Origin of the sequence: Caulobacter sp. 17J80-11 (assembly GCF_014349105.1) — a bacterium.
Taxonomy (GTDB): Bacteria; Pseudomonadota; Alphaproteobacteria; order Caulobacterales; family Caulobacteraceae; genus 17J80-11.
In genome coordinates this window covers 206,105-231,802 of the sequence record NZ_JACSJI010000003.1, presented here as the reverse complement: position 1 = coordinate 231,802, position 25,698 = coordinate 206,105, and the positions used below count along the sequence as shown (strand labels likewise).

The 25,698-nt window shown below is 71.1% G+C and carries 23 protein-coding genes and 1 pseudogene; 12 read left to right on the top strand and 12 right to left on the bottom strand.

Going from position 1 to position 25,698, the window contains the following annotated elements; translation table 11 throughout:
* Positions 1-193 precede the first annotated feature (193 nt).
* Positions 194-1,669, bottom strand: coding sequence for a M20/M25/M40 family metallo-hydrolase (locus H8B08_RS05205; RefSeq protein ID WP_370545402.1), 1,476 nt, complete (start codon positions 1,667-1,669; stop codon positions 194-196).
* A 337-nt stretch (positions 1,670-2,006) separates the two neighbouring features.
* Between H8B08_RS05205 and H8B08_RS05200 the strand changes: the two genes are divergently transcribed.
* The gene (locus H8B08_RS05200; RefSeq protein WP_187449136.1) at positions 2,007-3,452 is read left to right on the top strand and encodes a DEAD/DEAH box helicase; all 1,446 of its coding nucleotides are present in this window, start codon (positions 2,007-2,009) and stop codon (positions 3,450-3,452) included.
* 69 nt (positions 3,453-3,521) lie between these two features.
* On the opposite strand, the gene H8B08_RS05195 is transcribed toward H8B08_RS05200, so the two are convergent.
* Positions 3,522-4,844, bottom strand: a complete 1,323-nt coding sequence (locus tag H8B08_RS05195; protein WP_370545401.1) for an OmpP1/FadL family transporter — start codon at positions 4,842-4,844, stop codon at positions 3,522-3,524.
* 138 nt (positions 4,845-4,982) lie between these two features.
* Complete coding sequence (locus H8B08_RS05190; protein WP_187449135.1) at positions 4,983-6,416, bottom strand: outer membrane protein transport protein; 1,434 nt, start codon at positions 6,414-6,416, stop codon at positions 4,983-4,985.
* 109 nt (positions 6,417-6,525) lie between these two features.
* Between H8B08_RS05190 and sfsA the strand changes: the two genes are divergently transcribed.
* Together sfsA and map are read left to right on the top strand one after the other, a co-directional pair.
* Positions 6,526-7,233 carry a DNA/RNA nuclease SfsA gene (sfsA, locus tag H8B08_RS05185; RefSeq protein WP_187449134.1) on the top strand — a complete coding sequence of 236 codons (708 nt, stop codon included), beginning with the start codon at positions 6,526-6,528 and terminating at the stop codon, positions 7,231-7,233.
* Between the two features lie 16 nt (positions 7,234-7,249).
* Positions 7,250-8,062, top strand: a complete 813-nt coding sequence (map, locus tag H8B08_RS05180; protein ID WP_187449133.1) for a type I methionyl aminopeptidase — start codon at positions 7,250-7,252, stop codon at positions 8,060-8,062.
* Between the two features lie 28 nt (positions 8,063-8,090).
* Here map and recN read toward each other — a convergent pair whose 3' ends face one another.
* The 9 genes and pseudogenes from recN to H8B08_RS05135 form a co-directional block, all read right to left on the bottom strand.
* Complete coding sequence (recN, locus tag H8B08_RS05175; protein WP_187449132.1) at positions 8,091-9,785, bottom strand: DNA repair protein RecN; 1,695 nt, start codon at positions 9,783-9,785, stop codon at positions 8,091-8,093.
* Positions 9,786-9,814: 29 nt separating this feature from the next.
* Positions 9,815-10,666, bottom strand: a complete 852-nt coding sequence (locus tag H8B08_RS05170) for an outer membrane protein assembly factor BamD (RefSeq protein WP_187449131.1) — start codon at positions 10,664-10,666, stop codon at positions 9,815-9,817.
* A 105-nt stretch (positions 10,667-10,771) separates the two neighbouring features.
* The gene (lpxC, locus tag H8B08_RS05165; RefSeq protein ID WP_255500666.1) at positions 10,772-11,671 is read right to left on the bottom strand and encodes a UDP-3-O-acyl-N-acetylglucosamine deacetylase; all 900 of its coding nucleotides are present in this window, start codon (positions 11,669-11,671) and stop codon (positions 10,772-10,774) included.
* A gap of 180 nt (positions 11,672-11,851) precedes the next feature.
* Positions 11,852-13,453: a cell division protein FtsZ gene (ftsZ, locus tag H8B08_RS05160; protein WP_187449129.1), complete on the bottom strand. Its 1,602-nt coding sequence runs from the start codon at positions 13,451-13,453 to the stop codon at positions 11,852-11,854.
* A 241-nt stretch (positions 13,454-13,694) separates the two neighbouring features.
* Complete coding sequence (locus H8B08_RS05155) at positions 13,695-16,628, bottom strand: tetratricopeptide repeat protein (RefSeq protein WP_370545400.1); 2,934 nt, start codon at positions 16,626-16,628, stop codon at positions 13,695-13,697.
* Between the two features lie 295 nt (positions 16,629-16,923).
* The gene (locus H8B08_RS05150) at positions 16,924-17,655 is read right to left on the bottom strand and encodes a MotE family protein (RefSeq protein ID WP_187449127.1); all 732 of its coding nucleotides are present in this window, start codon (positions 17,653-17,655) and stop codon (positions 16,924-16,926) included.
* Entirely contained in the window at positions 17,652-18,134 is a 483-nt protein-coding gene (locus tag H8B08_RS05145; protein ID WP_187449126.1) for a DUF6468 domain-containing protein, read from the bottom strand. Before H8B08_RS05145 ends, H8B08_RS05150 begins: the two co-directional genes overlap by 4 nt.
* A pseudogene (gene fliM, locus H8B08_RS05140) lies at positions 18,131-19,120 on the bottom strand (flagellar motor switch protein FliM); the annotation flags it as partial. The pseudogene fliM and the gene H8B08_RS05145, both read right to left, overlap by 4 nt.
* An 83-nt stretch (positions 19,121-19,203) precedes the next feature.
* Complete coding sequence (locus H8B08_RS05135) at positions 19,204-19,842, bottom strand: flagellar basal body-associated FliL family protein (RefSeq protein WP_187449125.1); 639 nt, start codon at positions 19,840-19,842, stop codon at positions 19,204-19,206.
* A gap of 184 nt (positions 19,843-20,026) precedes the next feature.
* On the opposite strand from H8B08_RS05135, the gene flgF reads away from it, so the two are divergent.
* The 9 genes from flgF to H8B08_RS05090 all read left to right on the top strand — a co-directional run bounded on the left by flgF (position 20,027) and on the right by H8B08_RS05090 (position 25,698).
* Entirely contained in the window at positions 20,027-20,767 is a 741-nt protein-coding gene (flgF, locus tag H8B08_RS05130) for a flagellar basal-body rod protein FlgF (RefSeq protein WP_187449124.1), read from the top strand.
* Between the two features lie 11 nt (positions 20,768-20,778).
* The gene (gene flgG / locus H8B08_RS05125; protein WP_187449123.1) at positions 20,779-21,567 is read left to right on the top strand and encodes a flagellar basal-body rod protein FlgG; all 789 of its coding nucleotides are present in this window, start codon (positions 20,779-20,781) and stop codon (positions 21,565-21,567) included.
* Between the two features lie 8 nt (positions 21,568-21,575).
* Positions 21,576-22,346 carry a flagellar basal body P-ring formation chaperone FlgA gene (flgA, locus tag H8B08_RS05120; protein ID WP_255500664.1) on the top strand — a complete coding sequence of 257 codons (771 nt, stop codon included), beginning with the start codon at positions 21,576-21,578 and terminating at the stop codon, positions 22,344-22,346.
* A 9-nt stretch (positions 22,347-22,355) separates the two neighbouring features.
* Positions 22,356-23,081 carry a flagellar basal body L-ring protein FlgH gene (gene flgH, locus H8B08_RS05115; protein WP_370545399.1) on the top strand — a complete coding sequence of 242 codons (726 nt, stop codon included), beginning with the start codon at positions 22,356-22,358 and terminating at the stop codon, positions 23,079-23,081.
* 96 nt (positions 23,082-23,177) lie between these two features.
* Entirely contained in the window at positions 23,178-23,636 is a 459-nt protein-coding gene (locus tag H8B08_RS05110; protein ID WP_163260975.1) for a hypothetical protein, read from the top strand.
* Positions 23,637-23,654: 18 nt separating this feature from the next.
* Positions 23,655-24,062 (top strand): hypothetical protein, encoded by a 408-nt coding sequence (locus tag H8B08_RS05105; RefSeq protein ID WP_187449120.1) that lies wholly within the window; start codon positions 23,655-23,657, stop codon positions 24,060-24,062.
* A gap of 82 nt (positions 24,063-24,144) precedes the next feature.
* Positions 24,145-24,702 (top strand): hypothetical protein, encoded by a 558-nt coding sequence (locus tag H8B08_RS05100; RefSeq protein WP_187449119.1) that lies wholly within the window; start codon positions 24,145-24,147, stop codon positions 24,700-24,702.
* Positions 24,699-25,175: a hypothetical protein gene (locus H8B08_RS05095; RefSeq protein ID WP_187449118.1), complete on the top strand. Its 477-nt coding sequence runs from the start codon at positions 24,699-24,701 to the stop codon at positions 25,173-25,175. The genes H8B08_RS05100 and H8B08_RS05095 overlap by 4 nt, the downstream gene beginning before the upstream one ends.
* A gap of 43 nt (positions 25,176-25,218) precedes the next feature.
* Positions 25,219-25,698: a hypothetical protein gene (locus tag H8B08_RS05090; RefSeq protein ID WP_187449117.1), complete on the top strand. Its 480-nt coding sequence runs from the start codon at positions 25,219-25,221 to the stop codon at positions 25,696-25,698.

The following is a 25,698-nucleotide window of genomic DNA, read 5'->3' as shown; positions in this document are numbered from 1 at the left end:
TCCGGTGATCACACCGGAGCCGTGCGGCGCGGACGCTAGCAGGACGGCCCGCCCGGCGGAAGCGGGGCGACGGCTGAAGCCCGGGCAAAAAAAGAGGCCCGATACGCTTAGGGCGCCGGAGCCTCGGAGAGTTTATGCACAGCGCCCTCAGAACGCCCGACGGCTCGGAGCGTTCCGCGATTACCTGCGATTTCTAGTGCCCAGCCGCCGGGGCTGGCGCCGCATTGCGGAAGTCCACGTCGCTGTCGGCGATGAGCCACAACAGGGCGGCCCACGCGGCGACGTTCTGGTCCAGAGACTTAGGATCGACCCGGTCGATTACGTCGTCGGGCGTATGGTGTACGTCGAAATAGTCAGACCCGTCCTGGTTGAGACGGAAGGCCGGCACGCCCAGTTTCGCCATCGGGCCGATGTCGGGGCCGCCGCCCTCGCCCGGCTCGTTGCTCGGGATCACCTTGATCGGAGCCAGCACCTGGGCCGCGGTCTTGGCGAAGTCGGCCGGGGCGCCGGCCGGCAGGCCGAAGCTGTAGATGACGTCAGCGCCGAAATCGCTCTCGCTGGCGGCGACGTGCTTACCCAGGCTGTCCTTGTGCATGTTGGCGTAGGCGTTGCCGCCCGACAGGCCCGGCAGCGGGAACGGCTGGCTCAGTTCCTCGGAGCCGAACCATACCACGCGGATGGTGCGCTTGGGCGCCTGCGGCAGCTCGGCGATCAGCTTGGCGGCGGCGGTGGTGATGGCCACGCCCGAGGCGTCGTCGATCGCGCCGGTGCCCTTGTCCCAGCTGTCCAGGTGGCCGCCGATGACGATCACCTCGTCCGGACGTTCGCGGCCGCGGATTTCGGCCACGACGTTCTGCGAGCGGCCGATCTGGGCCGGGGAGCTGGCTTCGGAGTAGAGGCGCAGCTTCACCGGGCCGCCGCGGGCGGCGACGCGGGCGAGCTGCTCGGCGTCCGGGGGCGACACGGCGAAGGCCGGAATGCCGCCCTCGACCCGCTTGGTCGAGCCGGTGTGCGGGAAGCGGTGGTCCTCGGTGCCGGCCGAGCGCAGCACGAAGGCGATCGCGCCGCGCTCACGGGCGGCTTCCGGGCCGTTGGAGCGGATGTTGGAGATGGGGCCGTAGCCGGCGCCGTCGGTCACCCGCGCCATCGGCTGCAGCACCACCGCGATCTTGCCGGTGAGCGAGCCCTTCGGCGCGTCGAGCAGGGCCTGGTAGGTGTCGAACAGCACGGCCTCGGCCTCGATGCCGCCGGCCGGGGTGGCCGGCGAGCCGCCGAGCGCGGTGATCACCAGCGGCTGCGGGAAGGGCGCGACGATCTCGCCGTGCTCGGCCCCGCGCACCCAGGTGTGCAGCGGGAAGTCCTGGATCTCGACGTTGGTGAAGCCCAGCTTCTTCAGCTCCTGGGCGCCCCACTCGGCCGCCGAACGCTCGGCCGGGCCGCCGGCCGGGCGCGGGCCGAAGCGGGTGGTGATCTCCTCGACCAGCGAATAGGCGATCGAGCCCTGCATGGCCTTGTCGCGCAGCTGGCTGGCGGTCTCGACGTAGGGCAGCGGCGCCGGGGCGGCGGCCGCGGCCGGCGCGGTCTTCTTCGGCTTGGCCTCGGCGACCGGAACGGCGAGCACGGCGCCGGCGGCGAGCGCCAGGGCGAGACGGGAAACGAAAGCGGACACCTGGGCCCTCCCCCTTAGGAATCTGGTGGACGGCAACCTATGCCCTTCAGCCTGCGCCGCAAGCGTCCGAGAGCGCGCAGGCGGCGCTTTCCTTGACTTTTCGAGCTGCAGGGTCCATTTGGCCGTCCATCGCATTTTGCGAGCCTTCGGTGCTCCAGCCGCGTGAGGGTCGACGACGTATCGTCGACTTGCCTGTCGAGCCCCGTATTCGTCCCATAGCTTCGATCGCCCATGCACGCGGGGCGTCGCCCCGAAACGCCCCGACGCCCGCAGATTGCGAGCCAGCGGGGACGCCGGCGCGCCTGCGTGCGCGTTCGGCGATGCGAAAGACATTGATTTGAAAACGTTCCAAGACCTCGGCCTGTCCAAGCCGATCCTCCAGGCCCTGGCCCAGGAAGGCTACGAGACCCCGACCCCGATCCAGACCCAGGCCATCCCGCTGGTGGCCTCCGGCCGCGACCTGCTGGGCATCGCCCAGACCGGCACCGGCAAGACCGCGGCCTTCGCCCTGCCGATGCTGCACCGGCTGGCGGCGGACCGTAAGGCGCCGCTGCCGCGCACCTGCCGGGCGCTGATCCTGTCGCCGACCCGCGAACTGGCCAGCCAGATCGCCGAGAGCTTCAAGTCCTACGGCCGCAACCTCGGCATGAGCGTCGCGGTGGTGTTCGGCGGCGTGAAGTACGGCCCGCAGGAGCGCGCCATGAGCCGCGGCGTGGACGTGCTGGTGGCCACCCCGGGCCGCCTGCTCGACCACATGTCGCAAAAGACCATCGACGTGTCGGCCACCGAGATCTTCGTGCTCGACGAAGCCGACCAGATGCTGGACCTCGGCTTCGTGAAGCCGATCCGCCAGGTGGTCTCGAAGCTGTCGAAGAACCGCCAGAACCTGTTCTTCTCGGCCACCATGCCGGGCGAGATCGGCAAGCTGGCCGCCGAACTCCTGAAGGACCCGGCCAAGGTCGAGGTGAAGCCGGCCGCCACCACCGCCGAGAAGGTCGAGCAACAGGTGCTGTTCGTCGAGCAGGTGCGCAAGCGCGCCCTGCTGTCGGAGCTGTTCTCGGATCCGAAGTTCACCCGCACCCTGGTCTTCACCAAGACCAAGCACGGCGCGGACAAGGTCGCCGCCTATCTCGAGGCCGGCGGCGTGGAGGCGGCGGCCATCCACGGCAACAAGAGCCAGAGCCAGCGCGAGCGGGCCCTGCAGGCGTTCAAGGACGGCCGCGTCCGCGCCCTGGTGGCGACCGACATCGCCGCCCGCGGCATCGACGTCGACGGCGTCACCCACGTGGTCAACTTCGAGCTGCCCTACGTGCCGGAAGCCTACGTCCACCGCATCGGCCGCACGGCGCGCGCCGGCGCCTCGGGCGTGGCGGTCAGCCTGGTGGCCGACGACGAGCGCAAGCTGCTGAAGGACATCCAGCGCGTCACCCGCCAGACCATCCCTTCGTGGGATCGTCGCAACGACCGCGCGCTGGGCGCCCTGGACGCGGCCATCCTGGCCGCCAACCCGGGCCGCAAGGCCAAGACGCCGGAGCCGGTCGAGCAACCGCGCGGCCACGGCCGTCCCAAGCGCGACCGCACCCACCACGCCGAGGGCGCCCCGCGGGCCAAGTACGACCCGATGGCCGGCGAGTTCGGCGCGGCCAAGCCGGAAGGCGGGCGTCCCGAAGGCCAACGCGCGCCCAAGCGCGGCGGCAGCTACCGTCCCAAGCGCCGGCGCTTCGGCCAAGGCGGCGGCGGCGGCGGCGGCGGCGGCCAAGGCCGTCGCACCGCGGCGGACTGATCCCCTGCTGAAAATGAGAAGGCGGCGAGAGCGATCTCGCCGCCTTTTCTTTTGGCCTGGGGCGACCGCCTAGAACCGCCAGCGCCCGCCCACCGCCATGACCACGGCGTGGCCCTCGACGTCGCCGGCGAGCACGACCGGCGTGGCCGCCGGCGTGCCCGCGTAGAAGGTGGTCTCGCGGTTGATATTCGACTCGTCGAAGTGGACGTAGGCCAGGCCGGCGTCGACCAGCACGTTCTCGACCGGCGTGAAGGTGCCGCCGACGCCGAACAGCACGCGATCGCCGTCCGGCACGCGGGGCGAGCGATTGCCGTCGGGCGTGGGGGTCGGGTCGTACTGGATGCCGGCGCGGCCAGTCACCGTCGGTGTGAAGGCGTAGTCGACGCCCAGCGCCACGGTGGTGGTGTCGTCGTAATCCTGCGGCGAGATTTGCTGGATCGTGCCCAGGTCGATGCGGATGGCGTCGAACTCGCTCCAGCCGACCTCCTGCACCTGCAGGCTGATGGTGGCCTGGTCGGTCGCCGCCCAGCGGCCGCCCAGAGTGGCGATCCACGGGGTCGAGAAGGTGGCGGTCGCCGCGCGAGAGCCGTTCTGGCCGGCCAGCTGCCCCACGAAGCCGGCGAAGGTCGCCGTGCCGTCCAGCTCATGGTCCAGGCTCGACCGGTAGCTGGCGCCCACGTCCACCGAGCCGATCTTGCCCATCACGCCGGCCGTCCAGCCCCATTCCCAGCCGTCGCCCGACAGTTCGACGAAGGCGTCGTTGGGGATGACCAAGCCCCGGCCCGGCACGAGCTGCGGCAGGTTCGGCGAGGCGTTGGACAGGGTCGCGTCGGCGTACTGCGCGTCGGCCGCGATCGCCACGGTCCAGGCGTCGGTGATCCGCCAGGCGCCGGTCATCTGGATGTCGACCGTGTTCAGGCGCGACTTCACCGCCTCATAGCGGGCCCAGGACTGGAAATTGTACTTGGTGGTGAAATTGAACGGCGCGTTGACCGACAGGCCCAGCGCGAACCGGTCGCCGACCGGGGTGGAGACGGCCAGGTTCGGCACGAGGCCGTTCATGAGCGGCCCGAACGCCCGCGGCTCGCCGCCCACCGGGGCCACCGGCACGACCGGCCGGTCGATGGTCGAGCCGCGATCGTCGACCTCGGTGTCCGGCAGGACGGCGTGCACGCCGCCATAAACCTCACGCGGAGCGCCGCCGATCGCGGCGGGGTTCCACCACAGCGAGGCCGGGCCGGCGTCGGCCGCCTCGCCGGAGAAGGCCCGACCGAGGCCGCGTACCGACTGTTCCTGGATGTAGAAGCCGGCCGCGTGGGCCTGACCGGCGAGAAGCGTCGCGCCGCCGATCAGAGCGGCGACGCAGACGGATCGACGTACGAGACGAGACACAGGGGCGCTCCATCCTATGGCCGGGCGCGCCCCCTACGCTCGCAGTGAGGTACAAACCTCCGCGACTCGGCGCCGGTTGCGCGTGAGTACGTCGGAGGCGGGTCGCCTGTTGCGCGACGGACGCACACGGCGCGGCGCTCAGAACCGCCAGCTCGCGCCGACCGACATCAACACCTCGTCCAGGTCGCCCTCGCCCCGCATGTCGAGGGTGGCCTGCAGCGGCGTCGATCCGAACGACACCGTGGTGGCGTCGATCTCCAGGTCGTCGAAGGCGACATAGGCCACGGACACGTCGACCAGGAAGGCGGGCTGGACGGTGAAACCGGCCCCCAAGCCGAAGGCCCAACGGTCGGCGTCGGGCGCCTGCAGGCTGGTGATCCCGCCCGACGTCGGCGTCGGGTCGTACTGCACGCCGGCCCGGCCCGTGACGCCCGGCGAGAGCACGTAATCCACGCCGAACGCCACCGAGGTGGTGTCCGTGAACCCTTTGTCCCCGTCCTCCACGAAATCGGCGTCCACGTCGAACCCTTCGAACTCGCTCCAGCCGAACCGCTGGAGCTGAAGGCCTAGCGTCGCCTTGTCGTCGACAGCCCAGCGCACGGCGGCGGTGGCGATCCAGGGTGTCGAGAAGGCGATCCGGGCGGGACGCGTGCCGCTGGTCACAGACAGCTCTCGAGGAACCCCCGAAAAGGCGAAGTCGCCCTTGAGTTCGTGATCCAGGCTCGATCTGTAGCTCACGCCGAGGTGGACGTCGCCGACCCGGCCCAGGACGCCGGCGCTCCACCCCCAGGCCCATCCGTCCCCGGACGTCTCCAGACGATCCTCGGTCGGACCGAAGATGAAGGGGAGACGAGTCAGGCGCAGGTCGGCGTACTGGGCGTCGGCGCTCGCGCCGAGGGTCCAACGGCCGTTGATCCTCCACGCTGCGGTCGCCTGCACGTCGACGGTGTCGAGTCGCGACTTCGCCGCGCCGAACCGGGCCCACGAGGTGACCGGATAATTGGTCGTGAATCCGAAGGGCTGTGTCGCCGACATGCCCAGCACGAACCGGTCGCCGACCGGCACGGCCGCCGCCGCACTGGCGAGCCACGCGTTATCGACAGGGCCGAACACGCGGGGCTCGCCACGGACTGGAATAGTGAAGGCGGGCCCCCCGCGCGGCAGGAAGCGGGTCAGGGTCGATCCGCCGTCGTCGGCCTGCGAGTCCGCCACGATCGCCGAAAGATCGCCGGCGATTTCGCCCCCGCTCGGGCCGATCGACGCCGGATTCCACCACAGCGAGGCGGCGCCGCTGTCGGCGGCCTCGCTCGAGAAGGCGCGGCCGACGGCCCGCGCCGACGCCTCGGGCGTGTAGAAGCCTCCCGCCAGGGCGGGTGAGGCGGCGAGGCTCACGGCGAGGGCGGCCGCAGCCCGGCGTGATCCCTGGGCCATGTCCGCTCCTCCAGTCCCGTCGGCGAGGAGCTCAACCGCAATCGAGCGCGGCGGGTTGCCGGCCTCGCGAAGCAGGTCGAGCAGTTCCCGGGTGGCCGCGTCCACCGCCGCGGGGTCGCGGCCGCCGACCACCCGCTTCACGCCCCCCTCGACGAAGCGGGGGTAGCGGCCAAAGGAGAGGTCGGGGCGACGCCGGGCCGCGTCGTCAGGCGGGGATGACGGGACGAATAGGGGGGGCTAACACCCAGCCATGCAATTCGCCTCCCCCCTGGTCCGCGGCCGCCTGGTCCAGCGCTACAAGCGCTTCTTCGCCGACGTCGAGCTGGACGCCGGTGGGCTGGTCACCGCCCACGTCCCCAACCCGGGCGCCATGCTGGGCCTGAAGGAGCCCGGCCAGGCGGTCTGGCTGTCGAAGTCCGACGATCTTAAACGCAAGCTGGCCCATACGCTGGAGATGGTGGAGGCCGGCCCCGGGCTGGTCGGGGTCAACACCATGCATCCCAACCGGCTGGGCGCCGAAGCCATCGCCGCCGGCCTGATCCCCGAGTTGGCCGGCTACGCCCGGCTACGGCGCGAGGTGAAGTACGCTGGCGACAGCCGCATCGACATCCTGCTGGAGGACGACGCGCGCGCCCCCTGCTACGTCGAGATCAAGAACAGCCACTTCCTGCGCGAGCCGGGCGTGTCGGAGTTTCCCGACTGCGTCACCGTGCGCGGCGTGAAGCACCTGAAGGCGCTGGAGCGAATGGTCGAGGCGGGCCACCGGGCGGTCATGCTGTTCGTCGTGCAGCGCACCGACTGCGATCTGTTCGACACGGCCGACGACATCGACCGCGCCTACGGCCCGGCCCTGCGCGACGCGGCCGCGCGGGGGGTGGAAGTTCTGTGCTACGGATGCCATCTGAGCCCCGAAGCCATCCGCCTGGAGCGTCCGCTCCGCTGGCGGTCGCGCCCGTAAGTCACCGGAAGCCGTCATGGAAACCGTCGAAGCGTCCGCCGAAGCGACCACCCGCACCCACGGGATCAAGCTGCACAAGCCCGAGGACTTCGAGGGCATGCGCCGGGCCGGCAAACTGGCGGCGGAGTGCCTGGACATGCTCACCCCGCACGTCGTGCCGGGGGCGAACACCGAGGCGCTCGACAAGCTGGCCCGCGAGTTCGTGCTGGACCACGGCGGCCTGCCCGCCTGCCTGGGCTACCGCGGCTATAACCACACGGTCTGCATCAGCCCCAACCACGTAGTCTGCCACGGCATTCCGGGCGAGCGGAACCTGCGCGACGGCGACATCGTCAACATCGACGTCACCGTCATCGTCGACGGCTGGCACGGCGACACCAGCCGCATGTACCCGGTCGGCGAGATCGCGCCCAAGGCGCGCCGCCTGATCGACATCACCTACGAAGCGCTGGACCTGGGCCTGGCTCAGGTGAAGCCCGGGAACACCTTCGGCGACATCGGCTGGGCCATCCAGCAGTACGTCGAAAGCCAGCGCTGCTCGGTGGTGCGCGACTTCTGCGGCCACGGCCTGGGCCGGGTGTTCCACGACAATCCGAACGTCCTGCACTTCGGCCGCAAGGGCGAAGGCGCGGTGCTGAAGCCGGGCATGTTCTTCACCGTCGAGCCGATGGTGAACCTGGGCAAGCCGCAGGTGAAGGTGCTGAACGACGGCTGGACCGCGGTCACCCGCGACAAGTCGCTGTCGTCCCAGTGCGAGCACTCCGTCGGCGTGACCGAGGACGGGATCGAGATCTTCACCGCCAGCCCGCTGTTCCGGCCGAAATTCTAATTCCTTCTCCCCTTGGGGGAGAAGGAATTCACGCCATCAACGCCCGCGCCGCCGCCCGCGCGGCTTCGGTGACCTCGGCGCCGGCCAGCATTCTCGCCAGCTCCTCGAGGCGTTCCTCGGCGGTCAAGGTGGCCACCGAGGTGCGCACGACGCCCGAGGCCTCGCGCTTGGCCACCTTCCAGTGGGCGTCGCCACGGGCCGCCACCTGGGGCGAGTGGGTGACCACCAGCACCTGACCAGCGCCGGCCAGGCGCTTCAGGCGCAGGCCCACCGCGTCGGCCACGGCGCCGCCGACGCCCTGGTCCACTTCGTCGAAGATCATGGTCGCCCCCGCGCCACGGCCGGCCAGGGCCGCCTTCAGGGCGAGCGCGAAGCGGGCCAGTTCGCCGCCGGAGGCGATCGCGCCCAGGCCGCCGAACGGCGCGCCGGGGTTGGTGGCGATCTCGAACTCGATCCGGTCGGCGCCGTCGGGCCCGGCGCGTTCGGGCGCCAGGGGCTCGACCGCCACGCGGAAGCGCGCCTTCTCCAGCTTCAGCGGCGTCAGCTCGCCCATCACCACTTCGGCCAGGCGCGCGCCCGCTTCGGCCCGGGCCGCGGACAGCGCGCCGGCGGCGTCGCGATAGGCGCCTTCGGCGGCGGCCGCGGCGGCGGCGGCGTGGTTCAGGGCGGTCTCCGAGTCCTCGATCAGGCGCAGGGCCTCGGCGATGCGCAGCCGCTCGGCCGGCAGGTCGTCGGTCAGGACGCCCAGCTTGCGGGCCGCGGCGCGCAGGGCGAACAGCCGCTCCTCGGCCTTGTCGAGCCGCCCCGGTTCGAAGTCGAAGGCGTCGGCGGCGTTGTCGACCGCGGCGATCGCCTCCTGGGCTTCGACCAGGGCGCGGTCGACGGCCTCGGCGGCGGCGCGCAGCCGCTGGACGACGACGTTGTCTTCGCCCGCACCGGCCTGCACGGCGCGGGTGCGGGCGTGCTCCAGGGCGCGGAAGGCCTGGGCCATGCGGCTGGACAGCTGGTCGCCGCCCAGCGCCTCGCGGGCCGAAGCGATGTCGGCCAGGGCCTTTTCCGAAGCGCCCAGGATGGCGCGCTCCTCGGCCAGCTGCAGTTCTTCGCCGACCTTGGGGTCGAGGCGATCCAGCTCGGCCAGGCGGGCGGTCAGTTCCTCGGCCTCGGCGGCGGCCCTGGCGGCGCGCTCGCGCAGGCTCTCGGCCGCGCTGACAGCGTCGCGCCAGGCCTTCCAGGCGGCGCGGACGGCGGCGACCTTCGGCTCCAGGCCGCCGTAGGCGTCCAGCAGGCTGCGGTGGGTGCGGGCGTCCAGCAGGCCCACGGTCTCGTGCTGGCCGTGCACCTCGAGCAGGGCCTCGCCCAGCTCCTTCAGCACGCCGACACTGACCGCCTGGTCGTTGACGAAGGCGCGCGAGCGGCCGTCGGCGCCGAGCTGGCGGCGCAGCACCAGGTCCTCGCCCGGATCGAAGTCGAGTTCTTTTTCGGCCAGCACGGCCCAGGCCGGGTGTCCGGCCGGCAGGGCGAAGCCGGCGGTGACCACCGCCCGGTCGGCGCCCGCGCGCACGAGGCCTGCGTCGGCGCGCGCGCCGGTCGCCAGGCCCAGGCTGTCGAGAATGATGGACTTGCCCGCGCCGGTCTCGCCGGTGAGGACGGTCAGTCCCGGACCCACGACGAGGTCCAGGGACTCGACCAGCACGACGTCACGGATGGTCAGGCCGATGAGCATGACCGCGGTTTAGCGGGATTCGGGGCGGATCAGCCCGGGATGATCTTCCCGAGCCAACCTTCCTTCTTCTTCGCCTTCTCGGCGGTCTCGGTCGGGGCCACCGGCTCCAGGCCCTTGGCGGTCAGCAGCTTGTAGGCGTCGCTGTACCAGGGGTCGCCCGGGAAGTTGGCGCCCAGCACCGCTCCGTTGTGCTCGGCCTCTTCGTTGAGACCCAGGGTCAGGTAGGCCTCGACCAGGCGGTAGAGGGCCTCCGGCGTGTGCGAGGTGGTCTGATACTTGTCGACCACGGTCTTGAAGCGGTTCACCGCGGCCAGCGGCTGGTTGCGGCGCAGGTACCAGCGACCCACCGCCATTTCCTTGCCGGCCAGCTGGTCGTTGACCATGTCGATCTTCACCCGCGCGTCGCGGGCGTAGTCGCTGTTCGGATAGCGCTGGGCCACTTCGCGCAGCGCGACCAGCGCGCTGGCGGCCGAGCCCTGGTCGCGGCCCACGTCGACGATCTGTTCGAAGTAGCAGATCGCCTTCAGGTAATAGGCGTAGGAGGCCGAGGGGCTGCCCGGATAGAGCTGGATGAAGCGCTCCGACGCGGCGACGGCGTCGGCGTACTGGTTGCCCTCGTAATAGGCGTAGGCCTGCATCAGGATCGAGCGGCGCGACCACTCCGAATACGGGTGCTGGCGCTCGACCTCTTCGAAATAGTCGATGGCTTCCGACCAGCGGCCCTGGTCGATGCGCTGCGCGCCGGTGGCGTACAGCAGTTCGACCGGACGCTCTTCGTACGCCAGCTTCGGCTTGTTCTGCTTGCCCGCGCAGCCCGACAGAGCCGCCGCCACCAGGACGGCCGCGATGATGGAACCGCGGCGGAAGAGTTCTCGACGCACCGATGCGACCTCTCGATTGAGCGCCCCCGGGAGGCTTCCCCCCGAAGCTCGTTAATCGGTTCTACACGACGTGATCGCGACGGCCAACACGGCGGATGTCGCGCGTCAGACCGCCTCGGCCAGCTCGGCGGCCGGGATGCGCACGCGCCAGGCTTCCGGGCGGGCCAGCAGGGCGCGAACCAGGGCGTTGTTCATGGCGTGGCCGGCCTTGCGGCCTTCGAACCGGGCCAGCAGCGGCATGCCCAGGACGTACAGGTCGCCGATGGCGTCCAGCGCCTTGTGACGCACGAATTCGTCGACGAAGCGCAGGCCCTCCGGGTTGAGGATCCGCTCGCCGTCGATGACCACGGCGTTCTCCAGCGAGCCGCCGCGGGCCAGGCCCATCTGACGCAGGGCCTCGACCTCGTGGGCGAAGCCGAAGGTGCGCGCCGCGGCCAGCTCCTCGCGGAAGCTGTCCTCGGTCAGCACCAGGTCGACCGCCTGGCGGCCGATCACCGGGCTGGCGAACTCGATCTCGAAGAACACCTCGAAGCGATCGCACGGCAGCAGGGCGGCGAACTTGTCGCCGTCCTCCACCAGGATCGGCTCCAGAACCTCGATGTAACGCTGCGGGCCTTCCTGACGGCGGAAACCGGCGCGGTCCAGCAGCTGCACGAACGGCAGGGCCGAGCCGTCCATGATGGGAACTTCGGGACCGTCGAGCTCGACCACGGCGTTGTCGACGCCGAGCGCGGCCAGGGCGGCCATCAGGTGCTCGATGGTGGAGACGGTCGCGCCCGCGGCGTTGGCGATCACCGTGCCGAGCTGGGTCTTGACCACCGCGTCGCCGGAAACCGGAATGCGGTTGTCACGGTCTTTGATGTCGGTGCGCACGAACACGATGCCCGTCCCGCTCGCGGCCGGACGGATCGACAGGCGCACTCGGACGCCCGTGTGCACGCCCACGCCCGCGCAGATGGCCGGCGCGGCGAGGGTGTGTTCATTGAGATCCGACGATGCGATCAAGACGAAAATCCTGGTTAGTTCGCCCGACTTGACGCGGGAGTTTTGGCCCATCGGACCACTAGGCCCCAGGCGGGGCCAGCTCAACTAAAGTCGGGTTTCGCTTTGTTTCACGCCGAAACGGAAACGGGCGCGGGGGAAGCCCCCGCGCCCGTTCTCTCTAGGCGATGTCAGTCGCGAACGTCAGTTCGCCAGACGCCGCAGGAACGACGGGATTTCTAAGTCGTCCTGGGGTTCGGCTTCCGGCTGCGGGGCCGGCTGCGCCTGCTGGGTCTGGCGCATCTGGGGCTGGCTGCGGCCGAAGCTCGGGGCCGGCTGGGCCGGGGCTTCGTAACGCGGACGGCCGCCGAACAGGCTGCGCCAGCCGCCCTTGCGCTCGGGCTCGGCGTACTCTTCGCGGGGCTCCATGCGCGGCTCCGGCTGGCGCGGGGCCATGGCGCGGGGGGCCGGCTGCGGGGCCGGAGCGTCGAAGTACAGGTCAGGCTGACCGGCGTCGTCCTCGTCGGCGACCAGCGGGTCGACGATGCGGGCGATCGCGCGCTCGGCGTCGGCGGCCACGATGCGCGGCTCCTCGACGCGGGGCTCGCGGATGTCGACGCGGCGGCCGCCGGTGTCGAGGGTGCGCTCCGGTTCGGCCGGGCGGGCGAACATCGGCTCACGGGCGGCCGGGGCGGCCTCCACGCGCGGCTCCGGACGGGCGCCGAAGGCCGAACGGACCGGCTCCGGTTGGCGAACCGGCTCGGGCTGCCGCGACAGGGTCGAGCCGCCGACCGCGCGGGTCGGCTGGGCCGGGGCCTGCGGGACCGGCTTCTGCATGGCGGCGGAGTCCATGCCGGTGGCGACCACCGACACGCGGATCTTGCCTTCCAGCGACGGATCGAAGGCCGCGCCGAAGATGATGTTGGCTTCCGGGTCGACCTCGGCCGAGATGGCGTTGGCGGCCTCGTCGACCTCCAGCAGGGTCATGTCCAGGCCGCCGGTGACGTTCACCAGCACCGCCTTGGCGCCCTTCAGCGAGGTCTCGTCCAGCAGCGGGTTCTGGATGGCGTTCTGGGCCGCCATCAGGGCGCGGTCCTCGCCGCCGGCCTCGCCGGTGCCCATCATGGCCTTGCCCATTTCGGACATGACCGTGCGCACGTCGGCGAAGTCGAGGTTGATCAGGCCCGGCAGCACCATCAGGTCGGTGATGGAGCGCACGCCCGAGTGCAGCACCTGGTCGGCCATGCCGAAGGCTTCGGCGAAGGTGGTCCGCTCGTTGGCGACGCGGAACAGGTTCTGGTTCGGGATGACGATCAGGGTGTCGACGTACCGCTGCATCTCCAGGATGCCGGCGTCGGCCAGACGCATGCGGTGACGGCCTTCGAAGGTGAACGGCTTGGTGACGACGCCGACGGTCAGGATGCCGCGCTCGCGCGCGCACTTGGCGATGACCGGGGCCGCGCCGGTGCCGGTGCCGCCGCCCATGCCGGCGGTGATGAACACCATGTGCGCGCCTTCCAGGTGCTCGCCGATCTCGGCTTCGGACTCCTGGGCGGCGGACATGCCGACTTCGGGATGAGCGCCGGCGCCCAGACCCTGCGTGATCTCCACGCCGAGCTGGATGCGTCGGTCGGTCTTGGCGAACTGGAGCTGCTGGGCGTCGGTGTTCGCGACGACGAACTCCACCCCCTCCAGCTCAGCCTCGATCATGTTGTTCACGGCGTTGCCGCCTGCGCCGCCGACGCCGAACACCACGATGCGGGGCTTCAATTCCGTGGCGCGGGGCGCCGACAAATGAATAGCCATCACCGACCTCTAGACACCCTGCCCGTGGCCAGCCGCCGCCTGATTCGGCGCGCTCTCCGGGCGAGAGTTAATGGAAAACCACCAACCTTAAGGGACCGTTACCGGGCCTTAAGCCGAGTCGCGAAGTCGACCACCGCTTAGTTAACGAGAGGTGAGTCTGTTCTGTGGATGTTCTCCACACGACGATTGCTCGCCCCGCGACTCCCGCGACAGGGCGTCGCAGCGCCCCCTCCCGGTCGGATCAGAAGAACAGATTCTCGCCCTTGGCGCCCTGCGGCGAAGGCTTCCCGGACGGCTGAAGCGCCGCCGTACGCGCCGGCGCGGGCTGGGCCGCCGGCGCGGTTCCGCGGATGGGAAGGCCAAGCCCCGTAGTGCGCGGAGGCGTCTTGTCGCGAAGCTTCTTCTTAACGGTGGCCACCCAGCCGGCGAAGCTGTCGGCCTGAGCCGCCGCCCTTGCGAAATCGGAGGGCTTAAGATTCTCGCCGTCCAGGCCCGACAGGGCGACGCGCAGGGCGTCGGGCGCGCGAGCGCGGTCGATGAAGCCGCCGAACCGCTCAGACAGGCGCGCCAGCGCCTTGCCGTCGCCGGCCAGCGAATAGGCCACGCCGGCCCGGATCAGGCGGCTCTCGTCGTCGCCCGACAGCGGCTCGGCGGTGGATTTCCAGCGGTCGCCGAGGCGGCGTTCCAGCATGGGCGCGGCGCCGGCCCAGTCCTTCTCGCGCCAGGCGATCTCGGCGCGCACGTCGGTGGCTTCGGGCGTGGCGTCGCGGCCAAGAACCTCCAGGGCGTGGTCGTAGCGGCCCAGCTCCATCAGCGCCCGCGCCTCGATGCCGCGCCGCTCGGCCAGCAGGGCGTTGGGCAGGACGGTGGTGCGGGTGCCCCAGATCGCCTTCAGCGCGCCTTCCGGATCGCGGTCCATCAGGTGGACGGTGGCGAGGTCGGCCGCGACCTGGGCCTTGGCCACCCCGTCCAGGCGGTTGTCGACCTGGTACTGCAGCAGCTCGGCGGCCGGCTTCAGCAGGTCCACGTCGACCAGCCGGCGCGCCAGGCGGCGCACCATCTCGTCGCCGTCGGCCCCGACCGGGGTCAGCTCGCGGAAATCGTAGAACAGGGCCAGGGCCTGGATCGGCTCCAGCCCGTCGGCCAGGCCGTCGAGGAACAGGCCGCGGAAGGCGTTGCTCAAATCGGCCTGCAGCTGCACGGCGCCCGGCGAATCCGGCAGCCGCCCGCCGGCCGAGCGCAGGGCGTCCAGCGCCTCGCGATAGCGGCCCTGCTGCAGGTAGATCTCGCCCAGGGTGCGGATCACCTCCACCTCGGTGGCGTCGCCGCGCCAGCGGAAGCGCAGGCTGTCCAGCGCCTTGATCGCGGTCGGCGCGGGCGTCAGGCCTTGGTCCAGGCGGATCTTGGTGGCGCGCAGCTTCGCCGGGGTGGCGATGGCGTCGTAGGAGGCCTGCGCCACCAGATCGTAGATCTTCAGGGCCCGGGCGCTGTCGCCCTCCAGTTCGAACAGCCGCGCCTGCACCAGCCGGCCGGCCAGCTTGTCCAGCGCCGGGGCCGGCTGCTCGAGACCGTAGGCCAGCAGCGAGCGGGCGGCGCGCAGGTCGCCGGTCTCTATGGCGGCGCGGGCGTGCTCGATGGCGAAGCGGGCTTTCCACTTGGCCGGGAACAGGTCGATGGCCCGCGCGCCCTGCTGGAAGCCTTTGCGGGCGTCGGCGTAGTGGCCCAGCCGCGCGTCGGTGTAGCCGCGCCAGAGCTCCGCCGACTCGTCCGACGCCAGCACGGGCGCGGAGAAGTCGGCCTGCGCCTCGCGCCAGCGGCCAACCATGGCGCGCGCCGCGCCACGCAGGCCGCGGAACTCGGGGTCGGCCAGCACCGCCTGGTTCTGACGGGCCAGGCCGTCCAGCACGCCGATGGCCTCGTAGGACAGCTCGCTCCCGACCAGGAAGCGCGCCAGCGCCATGCGCGCGTTCACGCCGGCGTCGGCCTGCTGCGCCTCCTCGGCGGCGAGGTCCTGCAACTGGCGATGGCGGGCCAGGAAGCCGCCGGCGCCGGTCTGGGCCCACTCCTCCGCCTTGATCACCGCCGGCAGCAGGGCGGGCTTGGGCAGTTCTGCCGGAACGGCCGCGGCGCGGGCCGCGACCGGCGACGACAGCTTCAGGCCGCCCGGGCGGGTGATGCGCACCAGATCGCCGTTAGTGTCGACCTGCAGGTCGCCGGCGGCCGCCTCGATCGCCAGACCGTGGGCCGTCGGGATCAGGGTGGCCTCGACGTACTCGCGCCGTCGTCCGGCGGTCTTCACCGGGGCCAGAGCGGTGACCGCGGCGAAGCGGTCGCCCACGGCCGGGTCCTTCAGCCACACCACGCGCCCAGCCCCCGACAGGGTCGCGGTCAGGGCCGGCGGCCCGGACTCGTCGTCGCGCTTGATCTTCACCTCGCCTTGGGGCGGCTGCAGCGGCCCGCCGAACACGACGGTCCAGGTCGCGCCCTGCGCCTCGACGTCGACCGGCACGTCCTCCGGCGCCTCGACGCGGGCGACCGTCCAGCCCGGGCCGGAGGTCCAGCGGATCCGGTCGACCGGGCCCAGCGCCTTGGGCGCCTTGGACAGGTCCAGCTTGGCCTTGGCGTCGAACACGATCCAGACCGCCTCGCCGCGCCGGAACACGGCGGCGCCCACGGGAGCGGCCCAGGGGAAGCTGAGGCTGAGGCGGTCCTTCCCCGCCTCGGCCAGCACGTCGACCGAGCCGGACTTCGGCACCGGATCAGGCCGTTCGGCCGCCCGCGCCGCCTCGGGGGGCGGTCGGAAGACGTGCAGGTAGACGGCGCCGTCGGCGTGGCCGGTCTTGGCTTCCGCGCCATCGGCCAGGGTGAAGACCAGCTCCACACCGCCGGCGACCGCACGCGTCTCGACCTTCTCGACGCCCAGCGGCGGGTCGGCGCGCAACCGGCCGATGTCGGGCCGTCCGGCGCCGGGCAGGCGCACGACCACGTCGCGCCCGTCGCGGCGGACGGCCGCGCGGGCGCCGGCGCCGCCGTGGAACTCGACCCGGGAGATCTCGGCGTTTTCGCCGACCAGGATTTGAACCTGAGCCGCCGAGGCGATCGGGGCGACGGGCGGCGGCCCGGCGGCCTCGGCGATGGGGCCGCCGGCGATGGCGCCCGCGCACGCGATCGCCACCGTCGTGTTCAGAACGACGCGGCGCGATCTGGGGCGCGACTCGGACGCAGGGCGGCTCATGTGGGGTGCAGCCTCCGCGAACCCGGTTAGGCCGCGGTTAACGCTAACCCCTCTCCTCCCCTGTGAGCGCAGCGAACGGGGGAGGGGGACCGCCGAAGGCGGTGGAGGGGGCGAACCCGGCGCACGACGACGACCAGCCGCCAAGAGCGGAAGATTAAAGGGAGCGCCTGCGGCTCGCCCCCTCCACCACGCTTCGCGTGGTCCCCCCTCCCCCGCTACGCAGGGGAGGAGATCATCAGCCCGCCTTGGCGGCGGGCTTGGCGGCGGCGGCCGGCGCCTTCGGATCGGCCAGCTTCTCGGCGGCCGCATCGGCGGCGGCGTAGCGCATGGCCAGCTTCTCGGTCAGCTTGCGGGCTTCGGCCGCCGGCATGGCGGCGAGCACCGCGGCCAGCGAGCGCTCCTTCATCTTCGAGGCGACCGGCAGGCGCACCTTGTCGTCGAGCTGAGCCATGACGTCCGCGGCGTCCTTCGGCTTCATGGCCTCGTAGACCTTCACCAGGCGCGCGATCTCGGCGGCCTCGCGCTGGTCGCCCTGGGCCAGCAGGCCGTTGATGTCGCCCTTCAGGGCCTCCAGCGCCTTCAGCTTGGCGTCGAGCTTGGCCTCGGCGGCGGCCATCAGGGCCAGCTGGGTGTCGAGGTTCTTCTCGCGGTCGTCCAGTTCGCCGCGGCGGCTCTGCAGGCTCTGCAGAACGCGCAGCTCGGCCGGTGACAGGCCGGCGGCCTTGGCGAGATCGGTGGCCGAGGGCGCGCACACCGGGGCCGGCGGCTTGACCGCGACGGCCGGCGCGGCCGCGGCGGCGGCGGGCACGGCCGGCTTCGGCGCGATCTTTCCCGGCGCGGCCTCCTCGGCGTGGGCCTGCGAGCCCTTCAGGAACTCGGGCGCGGCCTCCAGGCCGGAGACCGCCTGCACGGCGAGCACGCCGCCGGCGGCGACGGCGATCAGGGGCAGGAGGCGCGGGGCGCTCATCGGTCGTCTCCGAAGGCCCGACGACGCCGGGGGGCGACGGGCGCGGGATTGGGGTCGAACAGGTCGTCGTCGAGCGCGCGCGGCCGGCGCAGCGGCGCGGGCTCGAGCGGCTTCAGGCGGTCTTCGGCGCGCGGGCGCGGCAGGGCCGGACGTTCCGGTTCCGGCAGCGATCGGACCGGCGCGGGCGCCGGCGTGCGTTCGGCCCGGGCGATCAGGGCTTCCAGCTGCGCCTTCAGTTCGCGGGCCTTGAGGATGCGGTCGTGCAGGCCGTCGTGGGCCTCCTCGCCGGCGCGGCGCAGGTTCTCCAGCCCGGCCTCGGCGCGGGCGGCGGCCAGGTCGAGGTCGCGCACCGAGGCGGCGAAGGCGATCTGGCTATCGCGCAGCGCGCGCAGCTTCTTGTCCAGCCGCCAGCCGTAGACCAGGGCCGCGATCAGCAGGACGGCCAGGAGGACCTGAAGCGCGACGGCGACGATGCTCATTTGAGGCTCGTCAGGGCCCGCTTGGCGGCGGGGGTCAGCGGGTGCTCGACCCGCACGGCGATGTTCTGGCCACGCCGGCCCATGCGCCCCTTGGTCAGGGGAATGCTGCCGCAGCGGACGTCGACCAAGCTGTCGGGCCCGACGTTGAGCATCAGGGTCTCGCCGACCTTCAGATCCAGCACGCGCGACAGCGGCACCTGCTGCTCGTCGAGCACGGCGCGGACCTCCATCTGCGTGGTCCAGAGCTCGGTGGCGAGGTGGCCCTCCCAGATGTTGTCCCGGCCGAACTTCTCGCCCATGAACTGCTGCAGCAGCATCTTCCGGATCGGCTCCAGCGTCGCGTAGGGCAACAGGAGCTCGATTCGACCGCCGCGGTCTTCCATGTCGATGCGCAGCTTCACCAGGATGGCGGCGTTGGCCGGTCGGGCGATGGCGGCGAAGCGCGGGTTGGTCTCCAGGCGGTCCAGGTGGAAGCTGACCGGGGTCAGCGGCTCGAACGCCGCCTTGGCGTCCGCCAGCACGACCTCGACCATCCGCTGCACCAGCACCCGCTCGATGGTGGTGTAGGGGCGGCCCTCGATGCGCAGCGCCGCGGTGCCGCGACGGCCGCCCAGCAGCACGTCGACGATCGAGTAGATCAGGTTGGAGTCGACCGTCAGCAGGCCGTAGTTGTCCAGCTCCTCGGCCCGGAACACGCCCAGGATGGCCGGCAGCGGGATCGAGTTCAGGTAGTCGCCGAAACGGATCGACGAAATGTTGTCCAGGCTCACCTCGACGTTGTCGGAGGTGAAGTTGCGCAAGCTGGTCGTCATCAACCGCACCAGGCGGTCGAACACGATCTCCAGCATCGGCAGGCGCTCGTAGGAGACCAGCGCCGAATTGATGATGGCCCGCACGCCCGAACGCTCGGACGACTCGTCCTGCGAGAGGTCGAAGCCGAGCAGGCTGTCGATCTCGTCCTGGTTCAGGATGCGCTCGCCGCCGCCGAGACCGTCTTCCTCGTCGGTCGGCCAGCCGAGCTCTGCGGCCTGTTGTGCGAAGGGATCGGACATCGCTGGAAGCTAAGCCTTTACTGGATCAGCATTTCTTCGATCAGTACGGCGTCGACCTTCTCCGGCGCCACGATCAGATTGACGCGGCGCAGGATTTCCATGCGCAGTTGATAGCTGCCCTGGCTGCCCGAGAGGTCCTCGGGGCGCAGTTCGCGCAGGAAGCTCTGCAGCGCGTCCTGCAGGCGCGGCGCGTCGGCTTCCAGCCGCTCCGTGACAGATTCGTCCGACAGTTCGAAGGTGAGCTTCAGCTTCAGGAACGACGGGCGGCCGTCCAGCGACTGCATGTTCACCACCAGATCGGGCAGCGTGTAGAAGGTCACGCCGTCGGGGCCCTCGCGGACTTCGCCCAGCGTCTTCTCGCCCTTGCCGCCGCCGTGGCCGCCCTCTTTCTTCTTCTTTTTCTTCTCGGGCTTCTCGTGGCCAGCCTCGGCCACGGCGTCGGTCTTGGCGGCCTTCGGCTTCATCAGCATGAAGACGCCCGCCCCGCCGCCGCCCAGCACCAGGACGGCCGCGACGCCGGCCATGATCAGGACCTTCAGCGGCGGCTTCTTCTTGGAGCCCTCGCCGCCCTCGCCGTCCCCGCCAGCCGATTCGGGCGCCTCGCCCTCAGCCGGCGCGGCGTCCTTGGCAGCCTTCTTCTTGAGAAAGGAAAACATCACCGGCCCCGTACCTCGAGGGAAGGATCGGCCGGGTTTGGTTAACGATCCGTTCGGAATCCGGCCGAAGGCGGCAAGTTTTGCCCGGCGCCGCGGGGGCCCGATCGGCCGATCCCTTGAAAAACAAGGGCGTTAACCACTTGGCCCGGGCGTTGCAGAGGGAAGCGCGAACGGAGCCTCCCTCGTGGAAAACGTCGCCTACATCGCCCTGTCCCGCCAGATGACGCTGCGCCGCGAGCTCGACATCGCGGCCAACAACGTCGCCAACGCCGACACCGTGGGCTTCAAGGTCGAGCAGCTGATGGTCGGCACGGAGCTGGGCCGCGGCGCCCGCAACGACCCGATCAAGGCCCCGGCCAGCTTCGTGCTCGACAACGGCGTCGGCCGCGACTTCCGCGCCGGCGAGATGCGCGTCACCGGGAACACCTTCGACTTCGCGGTCGAGGGCGAGGACGCCTTCTTCCAGATCAACGCCCCGCAGGGCGCGCGCTTCACCCGCGACGGCCGTTTCACCACCGACCCGCAGGGCCGGCTGGTCACCCAGCAGGGCTTCCCGGTGATGGGCGAAGGCGGCGGCGAGATCCTGCTGGACCCGCGCAAGTCGCCGCCGTCCGTCTCGGCCGACGGCATCGTCACGCAGGACGGCGAGCGCGTGGGCCGCATCGGCGTGGTCCGCTTCCCCGCCCTGTCGGCGCTGTCGAAGGACGGCGACAATCTCTACGCCAACGCCTCCAACCAGCAGCCGGAAGCCGCCACCGACGCGCGCATCCGCCAGGGCGTGCTGGAAGGCTCCAACGTCAAACCGGTCGTCGAGATCACCAACCTGATCGAGATCACGCGCGCCTACGAGCGGATCTCCAAGATGATCGACCAGTCCACCGATCTTTCCCGTCGCTCGGTCGAGCGGCTGGGCCGCGTCAGCTGAGGAGTTAGCCCATGAGAGCTCTGCGCATCGCCGCCACCGGCATGGAAGCCCAGCAGCTGAACGTGGAGGTCATCTCCAACAACATCGCCAACATGAACACGGTTGGCTTCAAGCGGCAGCGGGCCGAGTTCCAGGACCTGCTCTACCAGAACGTCGAGCGCATGGGCGCGCAGTCGTCGGACACCGGCACGGTGGTCCCGACCGGCATCCAGGTCGGCTCGGGCGTGAAGGCCGGTTCGGTCTACCGCATCACCTCGCAGGGCAACCTGACCCACACGGAGAACACCTTCGACCTGGCCATCCAGGGCAAGGGCTACTTCCAGGTGCTGCTGCCGTCGGGCGAGATCGCCTACACCCGCGCCGGCAACTTCTCGCCCAACGACCAGGGCCAGCTGGTCACCGACGACGGCTATCTGGTCCAGCCCGAAATCCAGATTCCGCCGAACGCCAAGGACGTGGTGATCTCCAAGACCGGCCAGGTGCAGGCGATCATCGACGGCCAGGTCGCGCCGCAGACGGTCGGCCAGCTCGAGTTGGCCGAGTTCTTCAACGAGGGCGGCCTGGAAGCGGTCGGCGACAACCTGTTCAAGGAGACGACCGCGTCGGGCGCCCCCACCCTGGGCCAGCCGGGCGAGGTCGGTTACGGCCAGCTGCTGCAGGGCTACACCGAAGCCTCCAACGTGGACGCGGTCGGGGAGATCACCGCCCTGATCGTGGCTCAGCGCGCCTACGAGATGAACTCCAAGATCGTCACCGCAGCCGACGAGATGCTGCAGGCGACCTCGGCCCTGCGGTCGTGAGGCGGATGATGCGCAAGCTTTCCGCCCTCCTCGTCTGCGCCGCCGCCCTGGCCGTCGCCGGCCAGGCCTGCGCCGGCGCGCCGGTGTCGCTGCGCGGCGACCTCGCCGACGCCGACGGCGCGGTCACCCTGGGCGACCTGTTCGAGGGCGCGGGCCGGGTGTCCAACGTGGTGGTCGCGCGCGGTCCGCAGGCGGGCTCCAGCGTCGTGCTGGACGCCGCCGGCGTGCAGCGCCTGGCCCGCGCCAACGGCCTGGACTGGGCCAACGCCGAAGGCTTCCAGCGCCTGGTGGTGCGTAGCGGCGCGCCCGCGGGCGGCGCCGTCGTGACCGCCGCCGCGGCCGGGCCGTCGGCCGCCACGGTCGAGGTGCTGACCTATTCGCGCAGCCTCGCCGCCGGCGAGACCGTGCGCCCCGAGGACGTGGTCTGGACCAAGGTGCAGGCCCACCTCGCCCCCGCCGACGCGCCGCGCGACGCGGAAACCGTGATCGGCCAGTCGGCCAAGCGGCCGGTGCGCGCCGGCGCGCCGGTTGCGAACCGGGACCTGGCCGCCGCCCTGGTGATCCACAAGGGCGAGCTGGTCTCCGTCGCCTACTCGGTCGGCGGCGTTAACCTTGTGTTGCAGGGGAGCGCGCTACAGAACGCTTCCGCGGGAGAGACCTTCTCGGTCCTCAACCCCCAGTCGAAGAAGACGATTGAAGCCGTCGCGACCGGCCCCGGCCGGGCCGTCGTCGGCCCCGAGGCGGACAGCCTCAAGGCCAGCCGTTTCGCCCTTCGCTGAGGTATGTCCGTGCGCGCCCAGGCTCTGCTCCTCGTCTCCGCCGCCCTCCTGCTGGGCGCCTGCTCGACCGTCGCCGAGACGGTGAAAGGCCCTGAACTGGCGCCGATCGGCTATCCGGCCGCCCTGGTGCCGGTGCAGCAGCAGATCCTGCCGCAGCCCACGCCGCAGGCGGCCTCGGCCAACTCGCTGTGGCGGGCCGGCGCGCGCACCTTCTTCAACGACCAGCGCGCCCGCAACATCGGCGACATCCTGACCGTGCAGGTCGACATCGACGACCGCGCCCAGCTGAACAACTCGACCCAGCGCTCGCGCTCGAACGAGATGCAGGCCGGGGTGAACAACCTGCTCGGCCTTGAATCGAGCCTTGGGAAAGTTCTGCCGGGCGGCTACGACCCGTCCAAGATGATCGACCTGGGCGGCGAGAGCGCCTCCAAGGGCTCCGGCGCCATCAACCGCTCCGAAAAGGTCAGCCTGACCATCGCCGCCGTGGTCACCGGCGTGCTGCCCAACGGCAACCTGGTGATCCAGGGGCGCCAGGAAGTGCGCACCAACCGCGAGATCCGCGAGCTGACCGTGGCCGGCATCGTGCGCCCCGAGGACATCTCCTCGGCCAACACCATCAAGCACACCCAGATCGCCGAAGCCCGCATCTCGTATGGCGGCCGCGGCGACGTCACGCGTGTCCAGGCGCCCCCGGTCGGCCAGGCGCTCGTGGAGCGCTTCTCGCCGTTCTGACAGATCGGCTCAACTAACGGCGTTCACATTTCAGGGACGGCGAAGTGAACCGGCCCACCTCCCCCGACGTTTCCATGAAGTGTCGGGGGCGTACGCATGCTCAAGATATTTCTGGTTTGGGTCGTTTTCCTCACGCTGGCTGTCGCTGAAGCCTCGCTGGGCGCGCGCGAACCGCCCGCGAGCTGGCATCTCTACTTCGAAGACAGTCTGGCTAAGTTGGCCTACGGCCCGCCGAACAGCGACAACGTCGGGCTGATGCTGACGTGCGAAGCGCATTCCGGCGCGGTGCGGGTTTACAGCGACAGCGAAGCCGGCCGCCCGAGCCTGGTGCTGGCCTCCGGACGCAAGAGCACGCGGCTACAGGGCGTGACCTACGCCGACCCGGAGAGCGGCGGCACGGCGTTCGAAACGGAAACTTCCAGCCACGCCGCGGCGTTGGAGAACTTTGCCAAGACGGGCCGGCTGTCGGTCATCGATACCGAACACGCCCGGCCCATGCCGGCCAGCGCCGCCGACAAACGCGAGGTCCGTCGCTTTTTCGCCCACTGCACCTGAACCGGAGGAGCCCGCGCCGTGATCGCCCTCGCCGCCCTGCTCGCGCTGGCCGCGCAGCCCGCCGGCGGGTGGACCTGGTCGCTCTACGACAACCCCAACCAGGTCGCCCTGGCGCTGGAGATTCCCGACACCGATCGGCTCGAGGCGGTGTTCCAGTGCGCGCCCCGCAGCGGCGAAGTGAAGCTCACCCTGTACAAGCTGACCGGCGAGGGCGGGACCGCCGAGCTGAGTTCCGAGGCCGCCACGACCACCGCCCCGCTGGCCGACCGAAAGGACCTGCTGGTGGTCACCCTGCCGGTCGGCGACCCGGTGTTTCTGAGCCTGGTGCGCTCCGGAAAGCTGGCGGTGAAAAGCGCGTCCGGAACGGCCGCCGTCACCCCCCCGACCGACAAGCTCCAGCAGCTCGCCCGTCGCTGCGGCAGTTGAGCCGCCGCCGGGAACGCGGCGCGCCCGGCCGAGTTGCAGAAAGCGCGGAGGCGCGCGCCTCGGTACGGCACGGAGTACGGCGATGCGGCGGACGGCGATCCTGGCCCTGGGGCTGCTGATGCTGGCGGCGTGCTCGCGCCAGGAGAGCGGCGAACGCGCGAAGCCGGGGCCGGCGCAGGCGGGTCCGAACGCCGTGCCCGAAGTGACCAACGCGCCCGGCTGGGTCAGCGGGCAGGCCCCCAAGCCCGGTGAGGTCCAGGCCAACGTCGCCTGCCGCCGCGGCGAAAGCCGCCACATGGAGCTGACCTTGGACAACCTGACGTCGGACAGGGTCGGACCGTTCACCGTCGAGCTCAGCTCCGGCGGCCACACCTCCAGGCTGGCCGGACGGATCGAGCCCTCCCCGACAGCCGGCGCGGGCGGCGCCCGGATCGTGGCCCCGGCGCCGCTGACCGACCCGACCATCGCCGCCTTCATCGACAACGGCACGATGGAGATCACCCTGCCGAACGGACAGAAGGCGCCGGCCACCGCGCCGCCGCAGGCGCGCGACGGCCTGCGCCGTCTGCTGGCCTACTGCCGCGGCGAGATCCTCACGCCCGATCCTAAAGCGCCCTACTACGCGCCGCCGAAATCGTGATCCGTGTCGCCGCCGTCACCGCCTCGGCCCTGCTGGCCAGCGCCTGCGCCGGCCCGCGGGCGACCGCGCCAATCGCGCCGACGCCGGGGCTGGACTGGTTCTTCCAGACCGACGGCGAGACCGGCAAGCTGGCCTACGGCACGCCGGAGACGGACGAACTGCTGCTGCTCCTGGAATGCGACAAGGGCGGCAAGAAAGTCCTGCTGTCGCGTCCGGCGCCCGACGGGACCGAGCCCGAGATTGTCGCGAGCGCCGAAGGGGTCGCGCCCACGCCCCTGCCCGCTTCCGCAGTCGAGTCGCAGACCCACGACGGCGTCGACCTGGACGCCGAACTGCCGCTGACCGCGCCGTTGCTGGCCGGCCTGCGCAAGGGCGGCTGGATGGGGGTGGTGGTCGGATCCGAAACGCGCCGCTACGCCGCCCAATCCGGAAACACGGCGGTCGATCGCTTCCTCACCTGGTGCGAAAGCTGAGCCGCCAGCGGAACTGTCCAGCTGCCTCGGCTGTTTCGGCGCGGTGACACGCACCATCCTGCTGATCCTGACCCTCGCCGTCGCCGGCTGCTCGCACGGCGTGAAGGGCGCCGCCCAGACCCAGTCGGCCATAAACAACGGCCTGAGCTGGACCTATTCCGACGCCGGCGGGGTGGAGGTGCTGACCTACACCGGGCCGGGCTTCGAGCCGCTGGCCCTGACCATCACCTGCGCCCTGGCCCGCACCGCCGAGCTCGAGATCTCGCACCCGCAGCCGACCGCGCCGGAGGGCCCGCCGCGCCTGATCCTGTCGTCGGGCAAGACCAAGACCACCCTACTGGCCACGGAATCCAAGGCGCCGGACGGCACCCGCATGGTTTCGGCCATGGTGAACGCGCGCGATCCGGTCATGCGCGACTTCCGCGCGACCGGCGAGCTCACCGTCGGCGAGCAGGAGATCGTGGTGAACAGCGGAACCGCGCTGCCCCAGATCCGGAAGTTCTTCGACGCCTGCGGCGGCTAG